Origin of the sequence: Streptomyces sp. 2323.1 (assembly GCF_900221035.1) — a bacterium.
GTDB lineage: Bacteria > Actinomycetota > Actinomycetes > Streptomycetales > Streptomycetaceae > Streptomyces > Streptomyces sioyaensis.
Window position 1 is genome coordinate 2,284,086 of sequence record NZ_LT907981.1, and the last position, 26,657, is coordinate 2,310,742.

Sequence of the window (26,657 nt, forward strand, 5' to 3'; positions counted from 1 at the left end):
GCTCCATGATCAGAGACGATGGTGCAGTTAACACACCGGCTGCGGGTGGGGTGGTCGCCGGGTGGTAACTCGGCGACCACCAGGCCCTGTTCGGCGATCCGGCCGAGCAGTTCGGTGTGGCCGCGCGGGTAGGCGTAATCGACACCGGAGGCCATGACGGCGATGGTCGCGCCGTCTGCGGCCAGCGCGCCACGGTGAGCGGCGCCGTCGACGCCGTAGGCCGCTCCGGAGACGACGGTCCAGCCTCGGTCGGCGAGCCCTGCGCTGAGCGTGGTGGCGAGGTGGGCGCCGTAGTCGGTGCAGGCCCGGGCGCCGACGACGGCGACCGAGCGCAGCGCCCACAGTCTGAGGTTGGCCGTCCCGCGCACCCACAGGCCGAGGGGGCGGGCGTCGCCGAGATCGTCGAGCTGGCCTGGCCATTCGTCGTCGCCGGGGCAGATGAACCGGCCGCCGAGCGCGCTGACGGCGGCGAGGTCCGCGGCGGGGCGGGCCCGTGCGGCCCGTAGGCGCAGGCCCTCGGTCTTGGCCGGGCTTGCGCCCCGGGGTGGGGTCGCGTCCTCGTCGGACAGCGCGCGCCACAGCGCCACCGGGCCCATCTCGCGCACCCAGCGGCCGGCGGTTTCATCGCCCGGTTCGAGGATGCGGGTGAGGGCCGCGCGAGCCGTGCGCTGCGGTTCGCGGGCTGTGCCGCCGGGCGCGGAGCACGGGCGGACGGTCGCGCGCCCGGCGGTGTGGGATGCGGCCGTGGTGTGCGGGGCGTGGCCCGGTTCCACGACCGGTCCGGGCGCGGGTGGCCGGTCGTCCGTGGCGGTGTCCGGCCTGTCGGCGGTGTCCGGCCGGTCCGTGGCGAAGCCCCATGGGTCGATTCCGTTCATCGCTTGTTCCTGCGTGTGCGGGGCCGGGTGGTGGCGGTCTCGCTCCCGCTGACGCCCGCTGCGGTCAGCGCGCCGCGGCGTACGCCGGTGCGGAGTTCCAGGGCCCAGTTGACGTCTTCGCTGGTGGGGCGGTCGCGGCCGGCGAGGTCGGCGGCTGTCCAGGCGACGCGCAGGACCCGGTCGAGGCCGCGGGCCGTGAGCAGGCCGCATTCGAGGTCGCGTTCTGCTTGGGCCAGGGCGCCGGGGCGGACCTGCCAGCGGGTGCGCAGTTCATGGCCGGGGACCTCGCTGTTGGTGTGCCAGGGGGTGTCGGCCAGGCGGGCGGCGGCGCGTTCCCGGGCGGCGTGTACGCGCTCGGCCACCGCTGCGGTGGATTCGGCGCCGCGGCCCAGCGCGAGCAGTTCGGAGCGGGCGACCGGTTCCACCACGATTCGCAGGTCGACCCGGTCCATCAGGGGGCCGGAGAGTCGTGAGCGGTAGCGCCGGATGGATGAGGGCCGGCACTCGCAGCCGCCGCCGGCGGTGCCGTGTCGTCCGCAGGGGCAGGGGTTGGCGGCGAGGGCGAGGAGGATGCGGGCGGGCATGCGCATCATGCCCCCGGCGCGGGCGACGACGATGTGCCCGGATTCCAGGGGCTGGCGGAGCGCGTCCAGGACGCGTGGGCTGCATTCCGCGGCCTCGTCCATGAACAGCACGCCGTGGTGGGCGAGGGAGACGGCTCCGGGGCGGGGCAGGCCGGTACCACCGCCGACGAGGGAGGCCATGGTCGCGGAGTGGTGCGGTGCGCAGTAGGGCGGCCGGTGGACGAGCGGCTGTCCCGGTGGGAGGGTGCCGGCCACCGAGTGGACGGCGGTGACCTCCAGGGATTCCTTGGGGGACAGCGGCGGCAGCAGTCCCGGGAGGCGTTCGGCGAGCATGGTTTTGCCGGCGCCGGGCGGGCCTTTGAAGAAGATGTGGTGGCGTCCGGCGGCGGCCGCTTCCAGGGCGCGGCGGGCGCCGTGCTGGCCTGCGACGTCCGCAAGGTCTGGGGTGTGGTCACCGGAGGGCAGGCCCGCTCCGGCGCAGGTGCCGGACACGGCGAGCCCGGCGAGCAGCGGGTCGGGGCGGCCTTCGTCCCTGGGTTCTTCGTGGGGCACCGGTTCGTCGGCGAGGACACCGATGAGCTGGCGCAGGCTGCGGACGCCGAGGACCGACATGCCGGGGACGAGTGAGGCTTCGGCGGCGGTCTGCTCGGGGACGACGACCTGGCGGTATCCGGCGTCGGCGGCGGCCAGGACGGCGGGCAGGACTCCGCGTACGGGGCGGACGCGGCCGTCCAGGCCCAGTTCGCCGATCATCATGAGGTCGGTGAGTTCGCGGGGGTCCAGGCGCTCGGCGGCGCCGAGGACGGCGCAGGCCACGGCGAGGTCGAAGCCGCTGCCGCCTTTGGGTACGGAGGCCGGGCTGAGGCCGACGGTGAGCTTTTTCTGCGGCCATTCGGCGCCGGAGTTCACGACGGCGGCGCGGACGCGTTCCCTGGATTCGATGAGGCTCTTGTCGGGCAGGCCGACGAGGGTGAAGGCGGCGACGCCCGGTTCCAGGTCGGCCTGGACCTCGACGACGACTCCTTCGACGCCCACCAGGGCGACGGAGCAGGTCCGGGCGAACCCCATCAGGCCACCCCCCGGGCGTGCTGGACGACGGGGGCGCCGCGGGCCGGCAGCAGGATGCCGATGACGTCGATCCGTACGCCTCCGGGCGGTGGGCCGCCGTGCCGCTCCAGCCAGCGTTCCGCCAGCAGTCGCAGCCGGGCGGTCTTCTCGGGGCGCACGGCCGCCATGGGGTGCTCGTACCAGCCGGCGCGGCGGGTTTTGACTTCGCAGACCACCAGGGCGTCTCCGTCGGCCGCGACGATGTCGATCTCTCCGTCGCGGCAGCGCCAGTTGCGGTCCAGGATCCGCATCCCGGCCTCGGTGAGCCGCCGGGCGGCCAGGTCTTCGCCGTAGCGGCCCAGGGCGCGTCGCCGGGTGCCGGTCGAGGCGGCCGTCGCGGGGCCGGTGTGAGGTGGCGGGGCAGTCGTCGGTACGACCGCTGGGCCATGGGCGCCGGGCGGTGCGACCGCGGCCCTCGGGTCGTCGGCCGGTGTGGCTGCCAGACCGGGGTCGTCGGCCGATGTGGCTACGCGACCCGGCTCGCCGACCGGCGTGGCCGCCGGCCCCGGCCCCGGCCCCGGCCCCGGGCCACTGTGCGAGCCGACGGCCGGATCGGCGCCCGGACCATCGGCCACCCGCACACCCGCGGACGCTTCCCGTCCAGCAGGCGCCCCTCCGCCCTTCCCGCGTCGGCCAGGCATCCCGCCAACGGACGCTACGCCGCCCGCCCCGCGCACCGCCGCCGCGGCCGCGGCCGGCCCCGAACGGCCCCGCCGCCCGTCCCGAGCCCTCCCCCGCTGCCGCTCCCGCGCCCGGTGGCCGAGCTGTGTGTCCTTCCCGGCCCTGCGGCCGGCGTGCATGGCGTTCATGCGGTACCACCTCCGGCACCGACTGTGACGCCCCCGCGCAGAGCTATTGGATCTTGGTGGACAACGAGCCGCCTGTGGACAACCTCCTCACCCGTCCGAGTGAGCGCTGACCCGACGACGCCCGAGGACGGCCAGGAGGACGGCCGGGCCCCACCCCTCCCGCCGTCGGCCTGACTCAGCTCCCCGGAAGATCCAGATCGCTCTTGTTGAGCTCCTCGATGTTCACGTCCTTGAACGTGAGTACCCGCACCTGCTTGACGAAGCGAGCGGGGCGGTACATGTCCCAGACCCAGGCGTCGGCCATCGACACCTCGAAAAAGACCTCTCCCTGGACCGAGTGCACCTGCATCTCGTAGTCGTTGGTGAGGTAGAAACGTCGTTCGGTCTCGATCACATATTTGAACAGCCCGACGACGTCGCGGTACTCCCGGTAGAGCTTCAGCTCCATCTCGGTCTCGTACTTCTCGAGGTCCTCGGCGCTCATGGCAGATCCCCTTCAGCCGTGCGTCCCCCTATTGTGCGTCAGACCCTCTCGGTCTCCAGGAGCACCGGCGCATTCGGGGGCCCATCGACGAGCAGCATGCGCAGCAGCTCGGCGAGTCTGGTCGGGTACACCGTCTCATGCGATGCCGACAGTTCCTCCGACGTCCACCACCTCAGCCCCGAGACACTGCGTCGCTCCAGCTCGGTGTGCCCGCCGAGGTCGGTGGCGGTCCGGTCGGTCCGGCCCAGGTAGTACCACTCGTCCTGCTCCCAGCGGCGCCCGTCGAACGGGAATGCGCAGCGGCGCTTCCACAGGACGGGGCCCAGGACGGCGTCGGTGATGCCGGTCTCCTCGGCGAGCTCACGGCGGGCCGCCTCCTCGTGGCTCTCCGTGCCCTCCAGGCCGCCGCCGGGGGTGAACCACCAGGTCTCGGTCGGGCGGGCCGGTTCGAAGCCGTGCAGCAGCAGGATCCGGTCGTCGGGGTCGAGCAGCACGACGCGGGAGACCTGGCGCACCGTGACCTCCGCCGACTCGTCGGGCGCGGCCTCCGCCCCGGCCTCCGTTCGCCGGCCGGCCGCTGCCCGGCCGTCGGCCGGCGGCTCGACGGCGCCACGGCCCGCGCCGGACCGGTCGCCGGCCGCCGCCGCACGGCCGCCGGCCGGCTCCCCGCCGTCCCGCTTCTCAGGCACGCCTACGCGCCTTGCGCCGGGCGATGGGCCCGTAGGCGGCACCGCCGAGGATCAGGACCGCGCCGACGAGCACGGTGACGGTGATGGGCTGTACCGGTCCGGGCTGCGAGGTGCCGCCGGGGAGAGCGGAGAAGGCGGCCGGGCGCTGCATCATCCCGATGCTGCCGAGCGGCCAGGCGCGGGCGTCGACCCGGGCATTGACGGCGCTGCGCGGGACGGAGCCGTGGTCGCTGTCGGTGAGGTGGACGCGCGAGTCCATGGAGTCGCTCCGGTGATCGCCGAGCAGGAAGAGCTGACCGGCGGGGACCTTGGCCTTGAAGCCGACGGGCGAGGCGGGGCCGCTGCCCTGCAGATACGGTTCCTCGATGGGGGTTCCGTTGACGGTCAGCCGGCCCTGCTTGGTGCAGCAGGCGACCTTGTCGCCGCCGACACCGACGACCCGCTTGACCATCGGCAGGTCGCCCCACACGGAGTCCTTGAAGATGACGACGTCACCGCGGCGTATCTCGGAGCCCGCCACCTTCTGGGCCAGGACCCGCGACCCGGCGGTGATGGTCGGTGACATCGAATCGGTCGGCACCGTATAGGGGCGGTACGTCAGCGCCGCCCATACGAAGCCCCCCAGGAACGCCGCACAGCCGACGGCCACGGCCAGACCGGACAGCACGCTGCCCAAGGTCCGGCCGCGGCCGTCGGTCTTGTGTTCCGTCGTGCTGCTCATCCCAGCGCTCCCACCCCGCGGACCCGGCCCGCGTCGAAGATCCGGGACGGCACCTTACCTGGGGTTACGCGTTCCGGTCAGCCTCCGGCGACGCCAGATCACGATCGGTACCGCGCCGACCAGGCCCAGGGCGGCCGGTGCGGCCCCCATTGCCTTGTTGATCCCGGGCTGGTCGAAGGTGTCCGGTACGGGCAGGGTCGCCCAGCGGTTGATGGGCCAGGCGATGGTGAACGCCCGGCCGACGACCTTGTCCTCCGAAACCGTGCCGTTGCCCTTGAGGGTCTGGTGGTAGCGGGAATCGAGGGAGTCGTCGCGGTGGTCTCCCATGACCCAGATCCGGCCCTTGGGGATACGGATCGGGCCGAATGCACGGTCGCCGCAGGGGGTGGCGCCGGGGAAGATGTAGGAGTCTTCCTTGAGGGCCTTGCCGTTCACCTTGACCGGGCCGGTGCCGTGGCACTCGACGGTGTCGCCACCGACCGCGATGACCCGCTTGATCAGGTCCTTCTCCTCGGACGAGGGCATCAGACCGATGAAGCTGAGGACGTTCTGGACGGCGTTGGGCTCGGGGGTCGGCGTCTCGTTCAGCCAGCCGCCCGGGTCGTGGAAGACGACGACCTCGCCGCGCTCCGGCTTGGAGCCGAACCACGGCGTGAGCTTGTCGACCAGGACCCGGTCCCCGCGCTGCAGGGTGTCCTGCATCGAGTCGGACGGGATCGAGAACGCCTGCACCAGGAAGGTCTTGATCAGCAGGGCGAGGAGGAGGGCGATACCGATGAGAATCGGCAGCTCTTTCCAGAAGGCACGCGGCTTCTTGGCCTTCTTCATGCTGCCGCTCACCTCGCCACTCGCCGACGTATCCGACTCGTCCGCCCCGGCTGAACGCGGCGACTGGGCCTGCGCTCCTGATGGTGACTGTGTCTGATGCACGGAACTCGCCGCCGGCTGCGGGGTCTCACCGCGCCGTGCCGGCTCTTCGGGCTCTTCGGTTCCGGACCGCGCGCCGACCGCCAAGTCCCCCACATCTGCTCCTCACTCCACGCACTCGCCCGCGCGTCAACCGGCGCAGGCCCACCACTCCCATAACGAGCGGGAGTTCCGCAGGGGTCGGGAGTACGGTCAAACTCTCGGGTGACACCCTATGCGGCACACCCGCTGCGGACGCCTTGGCGCCCGGCGCGTCGTGCACGGTCGTAAAGGTGTCCGGCTCTTCGAGGCGCCGCCAGTGCTTGAACGGCCAGGCGATCACCTGGGCACGGCCCACCACCTTGTCCTCAGAGACCGTGCCACGGTACGGCTCGTCCAGGTGAAAGCGCGAATCCGCGGAGTTCGACCGGTGGTCGCCCATGACGAAGATCCGGCCGGTGGGGACGGTCACCGAGAACTTCAGCGTGGAGGGCGGGTTCCCCGGATGGACGTACGGTTCGGTCAGCGGGGTGCCGTTGACGGTGACCTTGCCCTGCTTGTCGCAGCATTTGACGGTGTCGCCGCCGACCGCCACGACCCGCTTGATCAGGTCCTGTTCATTTGCCGACGGCAGCAGGCCGATGAAGGTCATGGCGTCCTTGACCGGCTTGAAGGCTCCCCCGTCGTCGGTGGGCTTGGTCTGCTCGCCCTTGAGCCAGCCTCCGGGGTCCTTGAAGACGACGACGTCGCCGCGCTCGGGCTTCGACCCGAACCAGGGCGTGAGCTTGTCGACCAGCACCCGGTCGCCGATCTTGATCGTCTGCTCCATGGAGCCGGACGGGATGACGAAGGCCTGGACGAGGAAGGTCTTCAGGACGAGGGCGATGGCCAGTGCCACGCCGATGAGGATGGGGATTTCCTTGAGGTACGAGCGCTGTCTGCGGCGCTTGATGCGCCGGGCCTGGCGCCGGCGCTCGGCCCGCCCGCCGGTCGCGGGCCGTCCCGCCCGACCGCGGCTCGCGACCCGTCCGGCCCGCGGTCCGGGGCTCGTGGCGGGTTCCTGAGGATCGCCGGGGCCACCGGAGTCGCCGTACGCACTGCCGGCGTCCGGCTGCGGCTGAACGGCAGCGCGGCCCCGCCGGCCGGTGTCCTTGCTCCCGTGGCGGGGGCGTCCGCGGCTACCCACGTGGGCCTGCCGCGGCGGGTATCCGGTCGAAGGCGCGTGGGGCGCCGAGGGTGCGCCAGCGGCTCACCGGCCAGGTGATCAGGTCCGCGCGGCCGATGACCTTGTCGACCGGAACCGTTCCGCCGCCGGGCTCGCCGAGGTGGTCGCGGGAGTCACTGGATCTGGCGCGGTGGTCGCCCATGACCCACAGCCTGCCCTCCGGCACCACGATGTCGAAATCCACCGAGGACGGCGCGTCCCCGGGGTGGAGATACGCCTCGTTCACGGGCTCACCGTTCACTTCGATCCGCCCCCGTTTGTCACAGCAGGTCACGTGGTCACCCCCGATGCCGATCACGCGCTTGACGTAGTCGGTCTCGTCGGGCCGGGCCAGTCCCAGCGCCGCACCGGCGCCGCGCAGGAGTCCCGTGACGGGATTCTCCCCCTGCTCCCTGTGAACGAACGATCCCGTGCCGTCGAACACCACCACGTCGCCGCGCGCGGGCGCGCTGCCGAAGCGGTACGCCAGCTTGTTGACCAGCACCCGGTCCCCGATCTGCAGGGTGTTCTCCATGGAGGAGGACGGGATCAGAAAGGGCTGGGCGATGAACGCACTGAGCAGCAGCACAAAGGCCAGACAGAGCGCGAGCAGGGTGACCGGCCGGTGGCGCAGACCGGCCGCCCAGCCGGGAAAACGCGCGGAGCGCGACCCCTGCTCCGGCCCCTGGTCGGGGGTGGGAGAGGGGTCGCGCTCCGTGAGCTGTGCGTCGGTGTCCATCGGGTCCTGAGCCTATCCGGCCGGATCCGGACGCCGTACGTGAGCGTCGGTTTGCGTTGCCGCGGCGCAAAAAATCGCGCCCCAGGGCGGCCCGGCTCAGTTGTCGCGCTTCTCCTTGATCTTCGCGGCCTTGCCGCGGAGCTCCCGCAGGAAGTACAGCTTGGCGCGACGGACGTCACCGCGGGTCACGACCTCGATCTTCTCGACGATCGGGGTGTGCACCGGGAAGGTGCGCTCGACGCCGACGGAGAAGCTGACCTTGCGGACCGTGAAGGTCTCGCGCACGCCGGCGCCCTGACGGCGGATGACAACGCCCTTGAACTGCTGCACACGGGAGCGGTTGCCCTCGATGACGCGGACGTGGACGTTGACGGTGTCGCCCGGACGGAAGGCCGGGACGTCGCTGCGCAGCGACGAGGCGTCGACGGAGTCGAGAAGGTGCATGACCTACTGCTTTCTTCGTTGATGCCACAGGTCATCAACGGGATGTCGGAAATGATGTGTCGGATGCCGTTCCGTCGGGCGGGCGTCGTTCCCCCTGTGGCAGGGGCGCGCGCCGTACGCACACGGCAGCGGCCTATTCTTCCACGGCCTCGGTCGTCCGCCCAAATCGGCCGTCGGCGCCCACCGACCAGCCGAGAGCGGCGAGTATCGCGCGGTCGTGTTTGTCGAACGCGGCGGGGTCGGCGCGCTCGATCAGATCGGGGCGGTTGCGGTCGGTGCGGCGGAACGCCTCGTCCCGACGCCAGCGGGCGATCTTGCCGTGGTGGCCGCTGAGCAGCACCTCGGGGATGCCGCGGCCGCGCCACTCGGGGGGCTTGGTGTAGACGGGACCCTCCAGGAGGTCGGCCATCGCGCCGGGGGCGAAGGAGTCGTCCTGGTGGGAGGCGGCGTTGCCGAGGACGCCGGGCAGCAGCCGGGCCACCGCCTCGACCATGACCAGGACCGGTGCCTCGCCGCCGGCCAGGACGTAGTCGCCGATGGAGACCTCGCGCACGTCGACGCGGTCGCCGTACTCCTCGATGACCCGGCGGTCGATGCCTTCGTAGCGGGCCGGGGTGAACACCAGCCAGGGCTTGGCGGAGAGTTCGACGGCGAGCTGCTGGGTGAAGGGGGCGCCGCTCGGGGTGGGGACGACGATCACCGGTTCGCCCTCACCGGACGCCAGGATTCCGTCGAGCGCCTCGCCCCACGGCTCGGGCTTCATGACCATGCCCGGACCGCCGCCGTAGGGGGTGTCGTCGACGGTGTTGTGCTTGTCGTGCGCACAGTCCCGCAGGTCGTGGATGCGCACATCGAGCTGTCCGCGCGCGCGGGCCTTGCCCACGAGGGAGACGTTCAGCGGCTCCAGGTACTCGGGGAAGATCGTGACGATGTCGAGCCGCATCAGCTGTCCTCGCGGCTGGAGGCGATCTCGGCCTGGCTGTCGTCGAGGAGGCCGGGCGGCGGGTCGATGACCGCGCGCTGCTCGTCGAGGTCGATCTCCGGGACGATCTCGGCGACGAACGGGATCATGACCTCGCTGCCGTCGGGCCGCCGGACGATCAGCAGGTCCTGGTACGGCAGATGGGAGACCTCGGAGATCCGGCCGACGGCGGTGCCGTCACGGGTGACGACATCGAGGTCGATCAGCTGGTGGTCGTAGAACTCCTCGGGGTCCTCGGGGACGTCCTCGGGGTCGACCTCCGCGATCAGCAGGGTGTTGCGCAGCGCCTCGGCGGCCGTACGGTCCGCGACGCCCTCGAAGCGCAGCAGCAGCCGGCCGCTGTGCACCCGGCCGGCCGTGATGGTCAGCGGTCCGACGGAGGACGGTTCGGTGGCGAGGACGGCGCCCGGGCCGAGCCGCAGTTCGGGCTCGTCTGTCCGCACCTCTACCGTGACCTCGCCCTTGATGCCGTGGGCGCGGCCGATCCGTGCCACTACCAACTGCACGCTGTTTCTCCCTTGCCAGTGCCTACGGCACTGTTCCGTGTCCGTAGACGACTACGGGCCGGGGCGGGCCGGCAGCCCTCCCCGGCCCGAGCCGGTGTTCAACTTGTCAGCGGACCTGGTCCACGTCGACGAGGTCGACGCGGATGCCCCGTCCGCCGATGGCGCCCACGACGGTCCGCAGCGCGCGGGCGGTACGGCCGTTGCGGCCGATCACCTTGCCGAGGTCGTCGGGGTGGACCCGGACCTCGAGCACGCGCCCGCGGCGCAGGGTGCGCGAAGCTACCTGCACGTCTTCGGGGTTGTCGACGATGCCCTTGACGAGGTGCTCGAGGGCTTCCTCGAGCATGCTCAGGCCTCGGTCGACTCGGAGGTGGACTCGGCCGCAGCCTCGTCCGCCTTCTTGTCAGCCTTCTTCGCCTTCGGGGTGATGGCCTCACCCTTCGGCTCGTCGCCGGAAGCCTTGGCGGCGGCCTCGAAGAGGGCGCGCTTGTCGGCCTTCGGCTCGGCAACCTTCATCGGCGCCGGGGCGGGCAGGCCCTTGAACTTCTGCCAGTCGCCGGTGACCTTGAGGATGGCCATGACGGGCTCGGTCGGCTGCGCGCCGACACCCAGCCAGTACTGGACACGCTCGGAGTCGACCTCGATGCGCGAGGGGTTCTGCACCGGGTGGTACAGGCCGATCTCCTCGATGGCCCGGCCGTCACGGCGGGTACGGGAGTCGGCGATGACGATGCGGTAGTGAGGCGCGCGGATCTTGCCCAGACGCTTCAGCTTGATCTTGACTGCCACGGGAGTGGTGTCTCCTGGTCTTGACGTGGTGGGGCACAACGGGATGCCACGTGGGGTTGCGGTACTCGGGGTGCCCCGATGGACGCGTCAGCCGGAGGAGAGAGGGGTCCTGTGCGACTGTCGAGTACAGCCAGCCATTGTGCCACACGCACTCGGGTCAGCCGACCGCGGCGACCTCGGGGATGCGGAAGGGCTTCCCGCAGCCGCCACAGACGATCGGCGCCTGCGCGAGCACGGACGGGACGACCCGGACATTGCGCCCGCAGTCGCAGACGGCCTTGACCCGGACGCCGCCCCCGGAGGAGCCGTGCCGGGCGGCGGGGCCCCGGAAGCTGCGGGTGGTATCGGTGGCGGTGGCGGCGGTGTGCGCCTTGAGCGCTCTGGTGAGCCGTTCGATGGTGGGGCGGTAGCGCCTTCTGGCTTCGGGGTTGAGCGTGACCAGCGAGAAGCCGCTGCTGGGATGCGGCTCGTCGACATGATCCAGGCCCAGTTCCTCGGCGATCGCCAGGAACCGGCGGTTGTGGTAGCGGCCTGCGCGGGAGGTGTCACGGACGCCGCGGGCGGCGGCGATGCCGTGGACTGCCTCATGGAGCAGCCGTTCGAAGGAGAGTTCGGCTCCGCAGGCGGACGAGGACTCTCCGATCAGGGACTCGGGCGCGGCCAGGTCCGGCAGCTCGGGGTGGTGCCGTTGAATATCGGCCCAGGCGAGTGCCAGTTCGGCGGCGAGGACAGGCGGTGTCGTGCTCACGTCGTGACAACGAGCCGGGGCCGTCGAGTGTTCCGATTCCGGGGCATCTCAAATAATTTGCACGTACCAGTCAGTTTCCGGTCATGAGTCGTGCCGAGGGCGGGTGCGCCGATCTGCGCAGAAGGCGCCCAGCGGCCCGCAAGCCGGTACGTATTACCGCGTACGCCGCATGGCGTAGCCGGTCGTATACGGCGTGAGGATCACCGCGGCGATGGTACGGGGAGTACCTGTGCCCGCCGACACCGGCCCGTATTCCCTCACGGGGCCGGCGGATGGGGGTGACCGGACGGCGCCCCGGGGGCTCGGCGGCGGCTCGTTGCCGTGGCGGAGCGGGGCGAGGCGGGGCACGCTGGAACGGCGCTCCAGGGAGCGGGCCCGGCGCATCGAGGGGCGCGCGGGAGACAACCCCGGCGCATCCCCTGGACGTCCGGACGAATGCGCAGTTGTCTGGATCGCGGGGGCGCACCACGCACGAACACGGGGGCGATCGGTACGGAACAGCTTCGGGTTCTCGGCGAATAGGGGCGCTATCGATGTCACCCACGCTCGTGCGGCACCAGCTTCCGCACTCCGGATCCATACGCTGCGACGACCCGCCCGTTCCGGACCGGTCACGGCGCACCCGTGACTGGGCCGAGATCCAGGAGCGGATGCTGATACCGCTGTACGAAGCCGCGTACGACCGCCTGGGCATCGGCCCCGGCACCCGCCTGCTGGGGCTCGGCTGCGGTACCGGGCTGGCGCTGCTGCTGGCGGCGGCGCGCGGCGCGCAGGTCAGCGGGGTGGATGCGGACGAGTCCCGGCTGGAGCTGGCGCGTGAGCGGCTCACGCCGGAGGGCGGGCCGGAGCACACCCGGCTGGTCAGTGGGGGCCTGGAGGCCGCGGCGCCCGGGGATGCCGCCTTCAACGTGGTCACGGCGTTCCACCCGGTGGGCTGTGTGAGCACGGTCGAGGGGCTGACGGCCTCGCTCACCGCGGCGGCCGGGCTGGCGGAGCGCGGCAGCGCCGTGGTGCTGGGCGGCTGGGGCCCGGTGGAGCGCTGCGCCACGGCCGGGGTACTGGGGGTCGCGCAGCGGCTGGCCGACCCGCGGGGCGACTGCACTGTGGGGTGGCCCAGCGGCCGGGACGATCTGGAGGAGCTGGCGGACCGGGCAGGGCTGCGGCCCGACGGTTCGGGCCGGGTGGCCTGCCCGTTCGGATACGCGGATCCGGCGAGCGCGGTGCGCGGGCTGCTGTCGACGGGGCTGTTCGATGCGGCGCTGGAGGTGACGGAGGAGCGTCAGGTGGAGAAGGAGCTCGCGGAGGCGCTGCATCCGTATCAGCGGTCGGACGGGACGGTGTGGATGCCGAACGTGTTCCGATATCTGATCGCGCGGACTCGGTAGGGCTGCCGGGCGGGCCAGGGGCTGCTGACGGGCGGGTTCCGGCGTGCTGGCGAGGCGGACGGCGGCGGGTTCGGCCGGGGAGCGGCCGCCCAGGTGGCCGGGAAGGCATAGATGAACGAGCTGCTGCAGACCGTCGCGGGCCCGCTGCCCGTCTCCTCGGTGCGCGGGCCGGTGCTCGCCCATGAGCATCTGGCGCTGGACCTGACCCGGGGCGCCGACCGTGCGGCGACCCTGACACCGGGGCACCGGGCCGCGATCACCGAGGAACTGGCGTCGCTGCGCCGCGAGTTCGGGCTCTCGCTGGTCATCGAGCTCACCTGCCGGGGCATGGGGCGCGATGTGGCCGGGATGGCCCGGATCGCCGCGGATGCCTCGGTCGCGGTCGTCGCGGCGACCGGCTGGTACTACGAGCCGTTCCACCCCGAGGAGCTGAGCCGCACCAGCGCCGAGCGGCTGGCCCGGACGCTGGTCGGGGAGATCGAGCGCGGCTGCGGTGGCTCCGGGATCCGTCCGGGGGTGATCGGTGAGGTCGGCAGCCACGGTGCGCTGCCCAGCGAGCCGGAGGCGCGGACGCTGCGGGCGGCGGCGCTGGCCGCCACGGCGACCGGGCTGTCGGTGGCCACCCATGCGCAGTTCGGCCGCGGCGGCCTCGCGCAGCTGGAGCTGCTGACGGCGGCCGGGTTGCCGCCGCACCGCGTCAGCATCGGCCATCAGGACCTGCTCGACGATCCGGCCGTACACCGGGAACTGGCGGCGTCCGGTGCGTACATCGCGTTCGACACCGTCGGCAAGGAGAGCTATCAGAGCGACCGGGTGCGGCTGCGGCTGCTGCTGGCGCTGCTGGAATCAGGGTTCGCCGACCGGGTGCTGCTCAGCTGCGATGTCTCCCGGCACGGCTACCTGCTCAGCGAGGGCGGCATGGGCTACGGCCATCTGTTCCGGTCGTTCCTGCCGCGGCTGCGGGCGGCCGGGGTGGACGAGGAGACGATCGACGGGCTGACGCGGCGCAATCCGCTGCGGTTCCTCACCGGCCGGGACGGGACGGCGCCGTCCGCCGGCGAGCGCCCGGCGGCCGGTCCCGCGCAGCCGGCCGGTCCCCCGCGATGAGCGTGCGGCCGCTGCGGAGGTTTCCCCGCCCCGGCACCGCGCGAGCCCCCGGCCGCACACTGCCGGCCGGGGGCTCGCGAAAGCGGAGCTGAGCGGATCAGCCCATGAACTTCTTGAACTCGTCGGGGAGTTCGAAGTTCTGCGGGTCCTGGCCGCCCTGCGGCAGGCCCAGCGGGTTGCCGGACTGGGCGGCCTCACGGCGCGCGGCCGCGGCCTGCTCCTCGGCCTTGCGCTTCATCGGGTTGCCGCTCTTGCGCTTGCCCTTGGCCTGCTTGACCTGCTTCTTCTTGCGGGCGCCACCCCCCATGCCAGGCATCCCCGGCATGCCGGGCATCCCGGGCATGCCGCCGCCCTGGGCCATCTTCGACATCATCTTGCGGGCCTCGAAGAACCGCTCGACGAGGCTCTTGACCTGGCTGACGTCGACACCGGAACCCTTGGCGATACGAGCCCGGCGCGACCCGTTGATGAGCGTCGGCTCGTGGCGCTCGGCCGGGGTCATCGACTTGATGATGGCGGCGGTGCGGTCGACCTCGCGCTCGTCGAGGTTGTCGATCTGGTCCTTCATCTGCCCCATGCCGGGCAGCATGCCGAGCAGCTTGGAGATGGAGCCCATCTTGCGGACCTGCTCCATCTGGGCCAGGAAGTCGTCGAGGGTGAACTCCTTGGGGCCCTTCGCCAGCTTGGCCGCCATCTTCTCGGCCTCGGCCTGGCTGAAGGTCTGCTCGGCCTTTTCGATCAGGCTGAGCATGTCGCCCATGCCGAGGATGCGGGACGCCATGCGGTCCGGGTGGAACGCGTCGAAGTCGTCCAGCTTCTCGCCGTTGGAGGCGAACATGATCTGCTTGCCGGTGACGTGGGCGATGGACAGCGCCGCACCACCACGGGCGTCACCGTCGAGCTTGGAGAGCACCACGCCGTCGAAGCCGACGCCGTCGCGGAAGGCCTCGGCGGTGTTGACCGCGTCCTGACCGATCATCGCGTCGACGATGAAGAGGATCTCGTCGGGGCTGACCGCGTCCCGGATGTCCGCGGCCTGCTGCATCAGCTCCTGGTCGATGCCCAGGCGGCCGGCGGTGTCGACGATGACGACGTCGTGCTGCTTGGTCCGCGCGTACTCGATGGAGTCCTTCGCCACCTGGACCGGGTCGCCGACGCCGTTGCCCGGCTGGGGGCCGTAGAAGGCGACCTCGGCACGCTCCGAGACGACATGGAGCTGGTTGACGGCGTTGGGGCGCTGGAGGTCACAGGCGACCAGCAGCGGGGCGTGGCCCTGTCCCTTGAGCCAGCGGCCGAGCTTTCCGGCGAGCGTGGTCTTACCGGCACCCTGCAGACCCGCCAGCATGATCACGGTCGGCGGGTTCTTGGCGAACCGCAGCCGCCGGGTCTCGCCACCGAGGATGCCGACGAGCTCCTCGTTGACGATCTTGATGACCTGCTGGGCGGGGTTCAGCGCCTGGGAGACCTCGGAACCGGTGGCCCGCTCCTTGACCTGCTTGATGAAGGCCCGGACGACGGGGAGGGCGACATCCGCTTCGAGCAGCGCGATACGGATCTCGCGCGCCGTGGCGTCGATGTCCGCCTCGCTCAGGCGGCCCTTGCCCCGGAGGTTTTTGAAAGTACTCGCCAAGCGGTCGGAAAGCGTATCGAACACGGCGGTCGTCGATCCTCGGGGTCGGGGGCGGGGTGCAGTCGGCTTCTAGGGTATCGGGCTGCGCAAGGGAAGCGTTCCTGCCCTGTTTCCCGGTCCGTGCCGCGGGACGTGGCCGTACGGCTACCCGAGGGCGCTCTCCACGGCCGCCGCCAGCTCATGGGCCGCCGCATCGGCGAGCGGCTCCCCGTCCGGATCGGTGACATAGAACGCATCCACCGCGTTCGCCCCCAGGGTGCTGATGTGGGCGCTGCGGACCGCGACACCGGCCGTCTCCAAGGCGCGGCCGATGCGGTGCAGCAGACCGTGGGCGTCCTGGGCGCGGACCTCGATGACGGTCGCGGTACGGGAACTGCCGGTGACGGCGCTGACCCGGGGCGGCGGGGCGAGCACGGCACGGGCCCGGCGGGCGTAGGCGCGTTCGCGCTCGGCGAGGCGGGCGGGGATGTCGAGGGAGCCGTCCAGGGCGCGGACCAGGTCGACGCGCAGCCGGTCGGCGTCCGGCAGCGAGCCGTACTCGGCGGCCACCCGCCAGCTGAGCAGCAGGACCGGGCTCGCGCCCCCGGGGTCGAGGACGAGCAGGTCGGCGGCGCGGACGGTGAGCCGGTGCAGGGCCAGCACGCCGGCCGCCGCGGGCAGCACTCCCGACTGCTCCGGGACGGCGATGAGCAGCTCCACGCCGACCGGCCGCCGGGCGCTCTCGTCGGCCCCGGAGCTGTCCTCGGGCCCGGTGGGGGTCTCGGCGCGGGCGTGCAGCGCCAGGACGGGGCCCTTCGTGCGCCGGGCCTCGGCGGCCAGCCGCTGCTGCTCCGCGGTCGGCTCGTCCGCCGGGCGCACCTCCTCCTCGGGCTCCCCGGCGAGCCGCGCGGCGACCCGTTTGACCAGGTCGGCGACGAGTCCGCCGCGCCAGGCGCTCCAGGCGGCGGGCCCGGTGGCCAGGGCGTCGGCCTCGGTGAGGGCGTGCAGCAGCTCCAGGGTGCCGGCGGAGCGGACCGCCTCGGCGACCGCGCCGACGGTCGCCGGGTCGTCCAGATCGCGCCGGGTGGCGGTCTCGATGAGCAGCAGGTGGTGGCGTACGAGGGTGGCGATCACTGCGGTGTCGCGGGCGCCGAAGCCGAGCCGGGCCGCCACATCGCGGGCGATGGTCTCGCCGGCCACCGAGTGGTCGCCGGGCCAGCCCTTGCCGATGTCGTGCAGCAGGGCGGCGACCAGCAGCAGGTCGGGGCGGTGCACCCGGCGGGTCAGCGCGGACGCGCGGACGGCGGTCTCGATCAGATGGCGGTCCACGGTCCAGGTGTGGACGGGGTTGCGCTGGGGGCGGCAGCGGACGCGCTCCCAGTCGGGCAGCAGCCGGGTGACGAGGCCCTCGGCCTCCAGGGCCTCCCATACGGGCACGGTGTAGGTGCCGGCGCCCAGGAGGGTGACCAGCTCTTCGCGGGCCTCTGCGGGCCACGGCACGGGCAGCGGGCGGGTGGCGGCCGCCTCGGCGCAGCGGCGGATCGAGTGGGTGGCCAGCGGCAGTCCGGCCTGGGCGGCGGCGGCCGCGGCCCGCAGCACCAGCACCGGGTCGCGCTCGGGCCGTGCGGTGCGGGCCAGCACCGCCTCCCCGTCGAGCTCGACGACGCCCTCGGCGAGCGGTGAGCGCTCCCCCTTGCCCGCGCCGCGGCCGGGCAGCAGCCCGCGCAGGACGGGCTTGACGGAGCGGGCGCGCAGCACCCGGCCGACCTCGCGCCAGGTGACATCGGCCGCGTAGGAGATGGTGCGGGCGGATTCGTAGGTCTGCCGCAGCAGGGCGTCCGCGTCCAGCATGCCCAGGGCCTCGGCGACCTGGGGGTGCTCCTGGAGGGAGAGCCGGTCGGTGGCGCGGCCGGTGGTCAGATGGAGAGCGTCACGGGTGTCGAGCAGCCGGGTGCGGGCGGCTTCCAGGCCGCCGCGCGGGGCGTCGGCGAGCCAGGAGGCGGCGACCGCCCGGAGCGCGGTGGCGTCCCGCAGCCCGCCCCTGGCCTCCTTGAGGTCGGGTTCGAGGAGGAATTGCAGTTCCCCTTGCCGCTCGGCGCGCTCCTGGCACAGGTCGTGGAGTTCCGGCAGCCGCTTGGGGGCGCTCTCGCGCCAGTCGGCGTACGCGGTGCTGCGCAGCGCGGCGGTCAGTTCCGGATCGCCGGCCAGGTGGCGGGCGTCGAGCAGGCCCAGCTGCACCTTCAGGTCCTCGCGGGCCGCTTTGCGGGCCTCGGCGGGGGTGCGTACGGAGTGGTCGAGGTCGAGGCCGAGGTCCCAGACGGGGTACCAGAGGTGGTCGGCGAGCGCGGCCAGGGCGCCGGGGTCGGCGCGGCCGTCGTGCAGCAGGAGCAGATCGAGGTCGCTGCGCGGGGAGAGTTCGCCGCGGCCGTAGCCGCCGACGGCGACCAGGGCGGTGCCGGAGAGGCCGGCGGCGGTGGCGTGCCGGGTCAGCAGGCCGGCCAGCCAGTCGTCGGTCAGCCGGGCGAGGGCGGCGCGGCGGTCGGGTCCGGCGGCCGTGTCGTCCTGGAGGAGCCGCAGCCGGGCCGCGGGGTAGCCGCCTTCCGGGGCGGGCGCGGGCCCGCTGCCCGGCCCAGGTGTTCCGGCCGGTCCCGCCGTTTCCTCGACGCTCTCCGTCAACGCGCGCTCCTCGCTCGTGTCGTCCCCGTCGTCCCCGCTACCCCCGTGCGGCCGTTTCCGTACCGGCCGGCTGCCCCCCCGCACGCTCACTCAGTCTCTGCCGCTGCGGTGCGGGCGGCCACTGCTGCCCGCGGCCCCGGTCCTCCGGGAGGCATCCGCTGCCTTCCGGAGGGCCGAGGCCGCGGCGCCGTCACAGCGCGTCCGGCCCCCGCTCGCCGGTCCGCACCCGTACCGCGTCGTCGACGGGGATGCTCCACACCTTTCCGTCGCCGATCTTGCCGGTGCGGGCCGCCTTGACGATGACGTCGACCAGTTCCTCGGCGTCGGCGTCCTCGACGAGCACCTCGACGCGGATCTTCGGTACCAGGTCGACGGTGTACTCGGCGCCGCGGTACACCTCGGTGTGCCCGCGCTGCCTGCCGTATCCGCTGGCCTCGGTGATCGTCAGTCCGTGCACACCGAAGGCCTGCAGGGCGTCCTTCACCTCGTCCAGCCGGTGCGGCTTGATTACTGCCGTGATGAGCTTCACGCGTTCACCTTCTTTGTCAGGGCCTCGCCGAGTCGGCCGACCGTGCCACCGCCCGCGCCGGTGAAGTCGTACGCGGTCTCCGCGTGCGAGGCCTGGTCGATGCCGGCGACCTCCTCGTCCTCTGCGACCCGGAAGCCCATCACCAGGTCGATGACCTTGGCAAGGACGTACGAGACGACCAGCGAGTACAGCAGTACACAGACCACGCCGACGGCCTGCTTGCCGAGCTGTTCGAAGCCGCCGCCGTAGAACAGGCCCTTGGCCTTGCTCTGCACCCCGCCGGTGGCGAAGAAACCGATCAGCAGCGAGCCGACGACACCGCCGACGAGGTGGACGCCGATGACGTCCAGCGAGTCGTCGTAGCCGAGCTTGTACTTCAGATTGACCGCCATGGCACACAGCACACCGGCGATCACACCGACCGCGATGGCGCCCAGCGGGCTGACCGCGCCGCAGGCCGGGGTGATCGCGACGAGTCCGGCGACCGCGCCGGAGGCCGCGCCGAGCGTGGTGAACGAGCCGTGCCGGAGCTTTTCGTAGGCCAGCCAGCCGAGCATCGCGGCGGCGGTGGCGACCTGGGTGTTGACGAAGGCGACCGCGCCGATGCCGTCGTCGTTGCCGAGCCAGGAGCCGGCGTTGAAGCCGAACCAGCCGAACCACAGCAGTCCGGCGCCGAGCATGACCAGCGGCAGGCTGTGCGGCCGCATCGGGTCCTTCTTGAAGCCGATGCGCTTGCCGACGACGAGGATCACGCCGAGCGCCGCGGCACCGGCGTTGATGTGCACGGCCGTGCCGCCCGCGAAGTCGATGACGCCCAGGTCGAAGAGCCAGCCGCCCTCGGCCCACACCCAGTGGGCGACCGGGAAGTAGACGACGGTGACCCACAGCGCGATGAACAGCGCCCAGGCGGTGAACTTCACCCGGTCGGCGAGCGCACCGCTGATCAGCGCGGGGGTGATGACCGCGAACATCAGCTGGAAGACGGCGAAGACATAGATCGGGATGGTGCTGGCGCCCCACAGCTGGGTCAGGCCGATGCCGCTGAGGCCGGCGAAGTGGCCGTCCCAGCCGATGAAGCCCCCGCTGTCGGTGCCGAAGGCGAGCCCGAAGCCGTAGAGGACCCACAGGATCGTGACGATGCCCAGGCTGATGAAGCTCATCATCAGCATGTTGAGCACGCTCTTGACCCGGACCATACCTCCGTAGAAGAAGGCGAGACCCGGGGTCATGATCATCACCAGTGCGGAGCAGATCAGCATGAATCCGGTGTTGGCCGGGCTGAGTGTCACCTTGTCTGCTGCAAGCGTCAGGATGCCTGGGGGCATCGGCGTCTCCTCGTCGTCGATGCGGCCCGTGCGGGCGTGTTTCTGGTGGGCCGACTTCGCGATGAGGTTGTCGCAGCACGGTTTCGGCCAAACCTTGCGGGTGTTTCACCCCCGTGACGAAGAACGCTTTCGTGTTACGCCCCCGTGAACTCCAAGATCAGCCCCACATTCACCCGTTCAACCCACCGCAACCCTCAATTGAGCAACCCCCACGGCGCCCCGCCACCTCCGCGAAAGCGGCGCCGGCTTAGGCGCAAAAAGCGAGCCCGGCCGCGGCTGCCGCCCGCGTGACCTGGCATGGGGGAGCCGAGTCGGGCTGTACGGGGCGGCGGCCGCGGCCGGTGTTTGTGGGGAGGCGCGCCGTCAGACGGCCTCTGCGGATTCCGGCAGCTGGCGGGCGAGCTCGTCGCTGAGCCGGATCACCTCGGCGACCTCGCCGAATTCCCGCGCCGCGGTGTCCACGGTCTTGCGGAGCCGGGTGTTCACCCGCTCCGAGCGGACCTGCCGGGCGAACGGGATCGCCTGCTGCGCCATCTCCGCACAGGCCTCCGGCTCCTTCTGCAGCAGGTGCACGGTGGCCATCCCGATGAGGTTGAGCGCATACGAACGCTGGTGCTCGGGGTCCTTGCCGAACAGCTCCACCGCGCGCGCCATCACGGGCTCGGCGAGCGAGGCGTAGGTGGGGCTGCGGCCGGCGACATAGGCGAGGTCACGGTAGGAGTGGGCGTTCTCCGCGTTCAGCTCGGCCTCGGAGAAGAAGCGGATCCAGTCCGGCTCGGGCTCGCCGGGCGTGACGTCCGAAAAGGTGTCCTCGGCCATCCGGACGGCCCGCTTGACCTTGCTGGGCTGGCCCATTCCGGCGTAGGCGCGGGCCTCCATCGCATACAACATCGCCTGGGCGCGCGGGGTGGCCGTTTCCCGGCTGCCGTACTGGGCGAGGTGGATCAGCTCCAGCGCATCATCGGGCCGGCCGAGGTGGATCATCTGCCGGCTCATGCTGGAGAGGATGTACGAGCCCAGGGGGCGGTCGCCGGCTTCCTTGGAGGCGTGCAGCGCCAGCACGAAGTACTTCTGCGCGGTGGGCTGCAGGCCGATGTCGTAACTCATCCAGCCGGCGAGCTCGGCGAGCTCGGCGGCAACCTTGAACAGCCGCTTGGCCACCGGCTCCGGCTGCGGCTCCTGGAGGAGGTCGGTGACCTCGTGCAGCTGACCGACCACGGCCTTGCGCCGCAGCCCGCCGCCGCACTGCGCGTCCCACTGGCGGAACATCACGGTCGTCGACTCCAGCAGATCCAGCTCCGGCTTGGACAGCCGTGCGGGCCTGCGGTGACGGTCGGGCTCCTCCGCGCCGCCCTGGCTCGCGGGCACCGGGACCAGCCAGCGCTGCATCGGCTCGATGAGGCTGGGTCCGGCGGCGAGGGAGAGCGAGGTGCCGAGGAAGCCGCGGCGCGCCAGCATCAGGTCGCTGCGGGAGAACTCGCTGATGAGGCCGACCGTTTGGGCGCCCGCCCAGGGCAGGTCCACCCCGGAGACGGACGGGGACTGGTGCGCGGAGCGCAGCCCGAGCTCCTCGATGCCGACCACGCAGCCGAAGCGTTCGGAGAACAGCTCGGACAGGATCCGCGGAATGGGTTCGCGCGGCTGTTCGCCGTCGAGCCAGCGGCGCACCCGTGAGGTGTCGGTGCTGATGTGGTGGGCGCCCATCTGACGCGCCCGGCGGTTGACCTGTCGCGCCAGCTCGCCCTTGGACCAGCCGCTGCGCATGAACCACGAACCCAGCTGTGCGTTGGGTTGTTTGACGGCGTCGGTGCCGCCCGTGCCGCCGTTGCCGCCCACTGGAGCCCCCATCCCGAATAGCTGCCTTGGTGCCTTTACCCGATGTCTGCGGCGAACCACCCGCAGACTGCCGCCCGTTGCGAGGCGTGCCGGGGGTACCTCTACCCGATCACGGTTTCCGGGCACACCTTTTGGCCTGGGCTCGACCCGTGCGTTGCCATCGGCATACCCGTGCGAAGAGTGCCTCGCGGGGCTCGTGCACCGAAAGTAATCCTACGATCACGCTCGCCGCGAGGGCGATCGGGGAAACGCCACCATTCGCCACCCCTTCGAATGAACTCCCCGCCCTGCTCTCGCGATTGACTTGACACAGGTCGAACGCGGCCGGGCGGAACGGAGCACGCAAGGGCTCACACTCCGCTCCGCACCACCCGGCACGCCACGTCGCACCACCGGTACCGCGGACAGTCAACGGAGCGTGAACGGCGCCACGACGTCAACCCACCGACTCGTAACCACTGGCACGCACCACCCGTTGGAGGGGGTATGGGCTTCACGATCGGCGGCATCCGAGAGATTCGTTCCGGCTCCCGGCGCCGCGCCCGCTCGACCGAGATCTCGGCGGTGGCGGAGTACACCGGGCTGTGGGGCTGGGACGTCGCCCCCGGCGCCCGGGCGGTGCGCGCGGGCAGCGGCCGTACGGACTGCTCGTGCGGCGCCGCCGACTGCCCCTCCCCCGGCGCCCATCCGCTGGCCTTCGGTGAGGAGCTGGCGGCCGGGGCCACCTGGGAGAAGGCCGGCGTGGCCTGGGCGGAGACGCCGGGCGCCGCGATCCTGCTGCCGGTGGGCCGCTCGTTCGACATCCTCGACGTGCCGGAGGCCGCGGGCCGTAACGCCCTGGCGCGGCTGGAGCGGATGGGCCTGCCGCTGGGCCCGGTCGCGCTGACGCCGACTGGCCGCGCGCAGTTCTTCGTCGCCCCCGGTGCGGCCGGGCAACTCCCCGATCTGCTCTACCGGATGGGCTGGGACGACGCCGCGCTCGATCTGCGCCCCCTGGGCCCGGGCGACCACCTCACCGCACCGCCCTCCGACCTCGGCGGCCACGGCCCGATGCGCTGGCTGCGCCCGCCGACCCTGGACACCGCGGACCGGCCGCCGCAGGCGCGGCTGATGGTGGGCATCCTGGCGTACGTCTGCCACCGGTCGGCGGCCTGAGCTCCGGCCGGAGCGCGATCCACCCGCCCCTCCCGGCCCGGACACCCGTCGGCGAGGACGCCTGCCCGGGCGCGCTCCGGGCGGAACGGCTCCGGCCCCCGGCGCCCGCCGTGTGCGGGTACCGGGGGCCGGGGGCTGCCGGGGCGTGGCCTCCTTGCGACGGCGTCAGTCGATCAGGGCGTCCACGAAGGCCTCGGGCTCGAACGGCGCCAGGTCGTCCGCCCCCTCGCCCAGGCCGACCAGCTTCACCGGCACGCCCAGTTCGCGCTGGACGGCGACGATGATGCCGCCCTTGGCGGTGCCGTCGAGCTTGGTGAGCACCACACCGGTGATGTCCACGACCTCGGCGAACACCCGGGCCTGGACGAGGCCGTTCTGGCCGGTGGTGGCGTCCAGGACGAGCAGCACCTCGCCGACCGGGCCGTGCTTCTCGACGACCCGCTTGACCTTGCCGAGCTCGTCCATCAGGCCGGTCTTGGTGTGCAGCCGGCCCGCGGTGTCGATGAGGACGACGTCGGCGGATTCGGCGATGCCTTCCTTCACCGCGTCGAAGGCGATCGAGGCGGGGTCGCCGCCCTCGGGTCCGCGGACCGTACGGGCACCGACCCGCTCGCCCCACGTCTGCAGCTGGTCGGCGGCGGCGGCGCGGAAGGTGTCGGCGGCGCCGAGGACCACGGACTTGCCGTCGGCGACCAGGACCCGGGCGAGCTTGCCGGTGGTGGTGGTCTTGCCGGTGCCGTTGACGCCGACGACCAGGACGACGCCGGGGATCTCGTCGCCGCCGTTGCCGATGCCGTTGGCGGTGTGCACGGAGCGGTCGGCGTCCGTGCCGATGAGGGTGAGGAGCTCCTCGCGCAGCAGGGCCCGCAGGTCCTCGGGGGTGCGGGTGCCGAGGACCTTGACCCGCTCACGCAGCCGCTCGACCAGCTCCTGGGTGGGGGCGACGCCGACGTCGGCGGTCAGCAGGGTGTCCTCGATCTCCTCCCAGGTCTCCTCGTCGAGGTGTTCGCGGGAGAGCAGGGTCAGCAGGCCCTTGCCCAGGGTGTTCTGGGAGCGGGAGAGCCGGGCGCGCAGCCGGACCAGCCGGCCCGCGGTGGGCTCGGGGACCTCGACCGCGGGCGCGACGGGCGCCTCGGGCTCGGCGGCCGGTGCCTCGGCCACGGGGGCCTCGGCGGTGGGCAGCGTGACTTCTTCAATGGTGCGACGCTCTTCGTCGCGGGGGGTCTCGGCCTCCTCGCCGACATGTGGTTCGGCGGGGGGCGCGGTGACGGAGGGCTTGGGGGCAGCCGGCGGGGACGGCGGCAGCTGCTTCTTCTTGCGGCCGCTGACGACGAGCCCGCTGATCGCGCCGAGCACGACCACGGCGATGGCTACAGCAAGGATGACGATTTCCATAACCCCTCCAGTATCAGCCACGCCCCGGCCCCGGGGACCGCACGCGCCGAATCCGCACGGGCCCCGTCCCGGACCTCCTCCGCGGGTGCGGTGTGGCCGGATTTGTCCCGTGGAGCCGGGCCGCCGGACGCCGCGCGGAGCATCCGGATGCGGGGATTCCGAGGGGAACGAGACGCGGGTCTCCCTGCGGGCCGGTGCTCCGGAGTGGTCCGTGGCGGCCGGTGGCCCCCGGGGCGGACGGGGCAACTTCGCCACCCCCTCGTTCCGCCTGGTCGGGACGGCCCGACTGGACCCTTCGACGAAGCTGGGTGACACTCGGTGTCGTCGTGGGGTCCAACGGCGCAAAGAGGCGGAAGTTGGATCAAAGTACGATGGTCGGCGGCCGCGCAACGCGCGTAGAGTCCTGGCAGCCAAATGCCGGCCAGGCACCACAGCCGCTGCCTGCACCTCCTCCCCCGGGGGTGCCTCCAGATTCCCGCTCGGAGATACCTGCACCATGGGCACCACGTCTGCTTCCACGCCCGACATCGACGGCGCCGTCGAGACCCGAGGCATCGAACCCGTTCCCGACAACGAACGGAAGGGCCGCGTCCGCGAGCTCTTCCCCACCTGGGTCGCTGCCAATATCAGTGTGCTGTTGCTCACCATGGGCGCCGCGCTCGTGGTCACCAACGGGCTGAACTTCTGGCAGGTCCTGCTGGTGGCCGCGATCGCTGCCGCCGTCGCCTTCGGCATGGTGGGCGTGCTGTCGGTCTCCGGTAAGTGGGGCGGCGCGCCCGGCGCGATGCTCTCCCGTGCCGCCTTCGGCGTGCGCGGCAACTACTTCCCCGGCGCGATCCTTTGGGTCGCGCGCTTCGGCTGGGAGACGATCAACGCGGTCACCGGTGCCTACGCGGTACTGACGGTGCTGCATCTGCTCTTCGGCATCGAGAGCAACAACGTCCTGGTCGTCGTCACCCTGCTCGCCTTCGTGGCCGTCACCTACCTGGTGAGCGGCATGGGCCGCAAGGCGCTGAACGTCTGCAACAAGTACTCGACGTATCTGTTCGGCCTGTTCAGCATCATGGTGCTGGTCTATCTGATCGCCACGATGGACTGGGACGCCGTCTTCGCCAAGAAGGCCGGCACGACCGCGATGGTGATCGCGGGCGTCGGCACCATCGCGGCCGGCGGGATCAGCTGGGTGCCCACTGGCCCCGACTTCGCGCGCTACCTCCCGCACTCCGCGTCCGGCAAGAAGATCGTCGGAACCACGGTCTCCGGAGCCGCGCTGGTGCTGCTGCCGATGGTGCTGATGGGCGGCGTGATGGCCGTCTCCAACCCGAAGCTGGCCGGTCAGAACACCGACCCGATGTCGTTCCTCGGCAACATCCTGCCGTCCTGGCTCGCGGTGCCGTACCTGATCACGGCGCTGGTCGGCATGGTGCTGATCAACAGCCTGTCGATGTACTCCGCGGGCTTCACCGCCCAGACCATGGGCGTCAAGCTGCCGCGCGCCCTCGCGGTCAGCATCAATGCCGTCATCAGCCTGGTCGGCGGCCTGTTCATGATGCTGGTGGCCAAGGACTTCATCGGCCAGTTCATCGCCTTCCTGACGCTGCTGGCGGTCTCCTTCTCCGCCTGGATCGGCGTCTACGGCATCGACATGGCCCGGCGGCGCAAGCTGGCGGTGCGCTACGACGCCGACAGCCTGATGAACACCGGCCGCACCAGCCGCTACTGGTACACCGGCGGCTTCTGCTGGCAGGCCATGACCGCCTGGGCCGTGGCCCTCGTCGCGGGGCTGGCCTTCACCAAGGTCCAGTGGTTCACCGGCCCGCTGGCCACCACCTGGATCGGCGAGAACGGCCTGGGCTGGGCGGCCACGATCGCGATCGCCGCGGTGGTCTTCGCCGTACTGCCGGCGCCCAGGGAGACCGTCCCGGCGGCCGCGGGCGCGCCGTCGGCGTCGGACCGCAAGCCGGTCGAGGTGGGCTGAGGCCGCCCGTCCCCGGTCGGCCGGATCCCCCGTCTAGCGACCTGACGCGTCGTCAGCTAACGTCCCCTTCGCCCA

24 protein-coding genes and 1 pseudogene are annotated in these 26,657 nt (G+C 72.0%); 4 read left to right on the forward strand and 21 right to left on the reverse strand.

What is annotated here, in order from left to right:
* Positions 1–29 precede the first annotated feature (29 nt).
* From CPH93_RS09120 to CPH93_RS09190, 15 genes and pseudogenes are all read right to left on the reverse strand, one after another.
* A pseudogene (locus CPH93_RS09120) lies at positions 30–875 on the reverse strand (DNA-processing protein DprA); the annotation flags it as partial.
* Complete coding sequence (locus tag CPH93_RS09125; RefSeq protein WP_096212507.1) at positions 872–2,527, reverse strand: YifB family Mg chelatase-like AAA ATPase; 1,656 nt, start codon at positions 2,525–2,527, stop codon at positions 872–874. The pseudogene CPH93_RS09120 and the gene CPH93_RS09125, both read right to left, overlap by 4 nt.
* Positions 2,527–2,868, reverse strand: coding sequence for a YraN family protein (locus tag CPH93_RS37570; protein ID WP_231977403.1), 342 nt, complete (start codon positions 2,866–2,868; stop codon positions 2,527–2,529). The genes CPH93_RS09125 and CPH93_RS37570 overlap by 1 nt, the downstream gene beginning before the upstream one ends.
* Positions 2,869–3,550: 682 nt before the next feature.
* Complete coding sequence (locus tag CPH93_RS09135) at positions 3,551–3,859, reverse strand: DUF2469 domain-containing protein (protein ID WP_003980220.1); 309 nt, start codon at positions 3,857–3,859, stop codon at positions 3,551–3,553.
* Positions 3,860–3,897: 38 nt separating this feature from the next.
* A complete protein-coding gene (locus tag CPH93_RS09140) occupies positions 3,898–4,374 on the reverse strand; it encodes an NUDIX hydrolase (RefSeq protein WP_093489226.1) in 477 nt (158 codons plus the stop codon).
* A 166-nt stretch (positions 4,375–4,540) separates the two neighbouring features.
* The gene (gene lepB, locus CPH93_RS09145; protein WP_093485385.1) at positions 4,541–5,269 is read right to left on the reverse strand and encodes a signal peptidase I; all 729 of its coding nucleotides are present in this window, start codon (positions 5,267–5,269) and stop codon (positions 4,541–4,543) included.
* Positions 5,270–5,323: 54 nt separating this feature from the next.
* Positions 5,324–6,283 carry a signal peptidase I gene (gene lepB / locus CPH93_RS09150; protein ID WP_093489225.1) on the reverse strand — a complete coding sequence of 320 codons (960 nt, stop codon included), beginning with the start codon at positions 6,281–6,283 and terminating at the stop codon, positions 5,324–5,326.
* Entirely contained in the window at positions 6,225–7,361 is a 1,137-nt protein-coding gene (gene lepB, locus CPH93_RS09155; RefSeq protein WP_231977246.1) for a signal peptidase I, read from the reverse strand. Before lepB (CPH93_RS09155) ends, lepB (CPH93_RS09150) begins: the two co-directional genes overlap by 59 nt.
* Entirely contained in the window at positions 7,354–8,118 is a 765-nt protein-coding gene (gene lepB, locus CPH93_RS09160; RefSeq protein ID WP_093485383.1) for a signal peptidase I, read from the reverse strand. The genes lepB (CPH93_RS09155) and lepB (CPH93_RS09160) overlap by 8 nt, the downstream gene beginning before the upstream one ends.
* Before the next feature lie 96 nt (positions 8,119–8,214).
* The gene (gene rplS / locus CPH93_RS09165; RefSeq protein WP_006602839.1) at positions 8,215–8,562 is read right to left on the reverse strand and encodes a 50S ribosomal protein L19; all 348 of its coding nucleotides are present in this window, start codon (positions 8,560–8,562) and stop codon (positions 8,215–8,217) included.
* 133 nt (positions 8,563–8,695) lie between these two features.
* Positions 8,696–9,505 carry a tRNA (guanosine(37)-N1)-methyltransferase TrmD gene (trmD, locus tag CPH93_RS09170; protein WP_006602840.1) on the reverse strand — a complete coding sequence of 270 codons (810 nt, stop codon included), beginning with the start codon at positions 9,503–9,505 and terminating at the stop codon, positions 8,696–8,698.
* Entirely contained in the window at positions 9,505–10,050 is a 546-nt protein-coding gene (gene rimM / locus CPH93_RS09175; RefSeq protein WP_093485382.1) for a ribosome maturation factor RimM, read from the reverse strand. The genes trmD and rimM overlap by 1 nt, the downstream gene beginning before the upstream one ends.
* A 106-nt stretch (positions 10,051–10,156) precedes the next feature.
* Positions 10,157–10,396: an RNA-binding protein gene (locus tag CPH93_RS09180; protein WP_024492228.1), complete on the reverse strand. Its 240-nt coding sequence runs from the start codon at positions 10,394–10,396 to the stop codon at positions 10,157–10,159.
* Positions 10,397–10,398: 2 nt separating this feature from the next.
* Positions 10,399–10,839, reverse strand: coding sequence for a 30S ribosomal protein S16 (gene rpsP / locus CPH93_RS09185; protein WP_006602842.1), 441 nt, complete (start codon positions 10,837–10,839; stop codon positions 10,399–10,401).
* Positions 10,840–10,996: 157 nt separating this feature from the next.
* Positions 10,997–11,587, reverse strand: coding sequence for a hypothetical protein (locus CPH93_RS09190; protein WP_006602843.1), 591 nt, complete (start codon positions 11,585–11,587; stop codon positions 10,997–10,999).
* Positions 11,588–12,120: 533 nt separating this feature from the next.
* On the opposite strand from CPH93_RS09190, the gene CPH93_RS09195 reads away from it, so the two are divergent.
* A complete protein-coding gene (locus CPH93_RS09195) occupies positions 12,121–12,972 on the forward strand; it encodes a methyltransferase domain-containing protein (protein ID WP_096212509.1) in 852 nt (283 codons plus the stop codon).
* A gap of 111 nt (positions 12,973–13,083) precedes the next feature.
* Positions 13,084–14,079, forward strand: coding sequence for a phosphotriesterase family protein (locus tag CPH93_RS09200; RefSeq protein ID WP_096212510.1), 996 nt, complete (start codon positions 13,084–13,086; stop codon positions 14,077–14,079).
* A 97-nt stretch (positions 14,080–14,176) separates the two neighbouring features.
* On the opposite strand, the gene ffh is transcribed toward CPH93_RS09200, so the two are convergent.
* The 5 genes from ffh to nsdA form a co-directional block, all read right to left on the reverse strand.
* Positions 14,177–15,733 carry a signal recognition particle protein gene (ffh, locus tag CPH93_RS09205; protein ID WP_093485379.1) on the reverse strand — a complete coding sequence of 519 codons (1,557 nt, stop codon included), beginning with the start codon at positions 15,731–15,733 and terminating at the stop codon, positions 14,177–14,179.
* A gap of 120 nt (positions 15,734–15,853) precedes the next feature.
* Positions 15,854–18,364: a [protein-PII] uridylyltransferase gene (locus tag CPH93_RS09210; RefSeq protein ID WP_096212511.1), complete on the reverse strand. Its 2,511-nt coding sequence runs from the start codon at positions 18,362–18,364 to the stop codon at positions 15,854–15,856.
* 190 nt (positions 18,365–18,554) lie between these two features.
* Positions 18,555–18,893, reverse strand: coding sequence for a P-II family nitrogen regulator (locus CPH93_RS09215; protein WP_093485377.1), 339 nt, complete (start codon positions 18,891–18,893; stop codon positions 18,555–18,557).
* On the reverse strand, positions 18,890–20,218 hold the full coding sequence (locus CPH93_RS09220) for an ammonium transporter (protein ID WP_096212512.1): 1,329 nt from the start codon (positions 20,216–20,218) through the stop codon (positions 18,890–18,892). Before CPH93_RS09220 ends, CPH93_RS09215 begins: the two co-directional genes overlap by 4 nt.
* A gap of 363 nt (positions 20,219–20,581) precedes the next feature.
* Positions 20,582–22,066, reverse strand: a complete 1,485-nt coding sequence (nsdA, locus tag CPH93_RS09225) for a transcriptional repressor NsdA (protein WP_093485375.1) — start codon at positions 22,064–22,066, stop codon at positions 20,582–20,584.
* Between the two features lie 474 nt (positions 22,067–22,540).
* On the opposite strand from nsdA, the gene CPH93_RS09230 reads away from it, so the two are divergent.
* Entirely contained in the window at positions 22,541–23,209 is a 669-nt protein-coding gene (locus CPH93_RS09230; protein WP_093485374.1) for a bifunctional DNA primase/polymerase, read from the forward strand.
* A 165-nt stretch (positions 23,210–23,374) separates the two neighbouring features.
* On the opposite strand, the gene ftsY is transcribed toward CPH93_RS09230, so the two are convergent.
* Entirely contained in the window at positions 23,375–24,604 is a 1,230-nt protein-coding gene (gene ftsY, locus CPH93_RS09235; RefSeq protein ID WP_096212513.1) for a signal recognition particle-docking protein FtsY, read from the reverse strand.
* A gap of 496 nt (positions 24,605–25,100) precedes the next feature.
* On the opposite strand from ftsY, the gene CPH93_RS09240 reads away from it, so the two are divergent.
* Positions 25,101–26,582 carry a purine-cytosine permease family protein gene (locus tag CPH93_RS09240; RefSeq protein WP_096212514.1) on the forward strand — a complete coding sequence of 494 codons (1,482 nt, stop codon included), beginning with the start codon at positions 25,101–25,103 and terminating at the stop codon, positions 26,580–26,582.
* Positions 26,583–26,657: the final 75 nt, after the last annotated feature.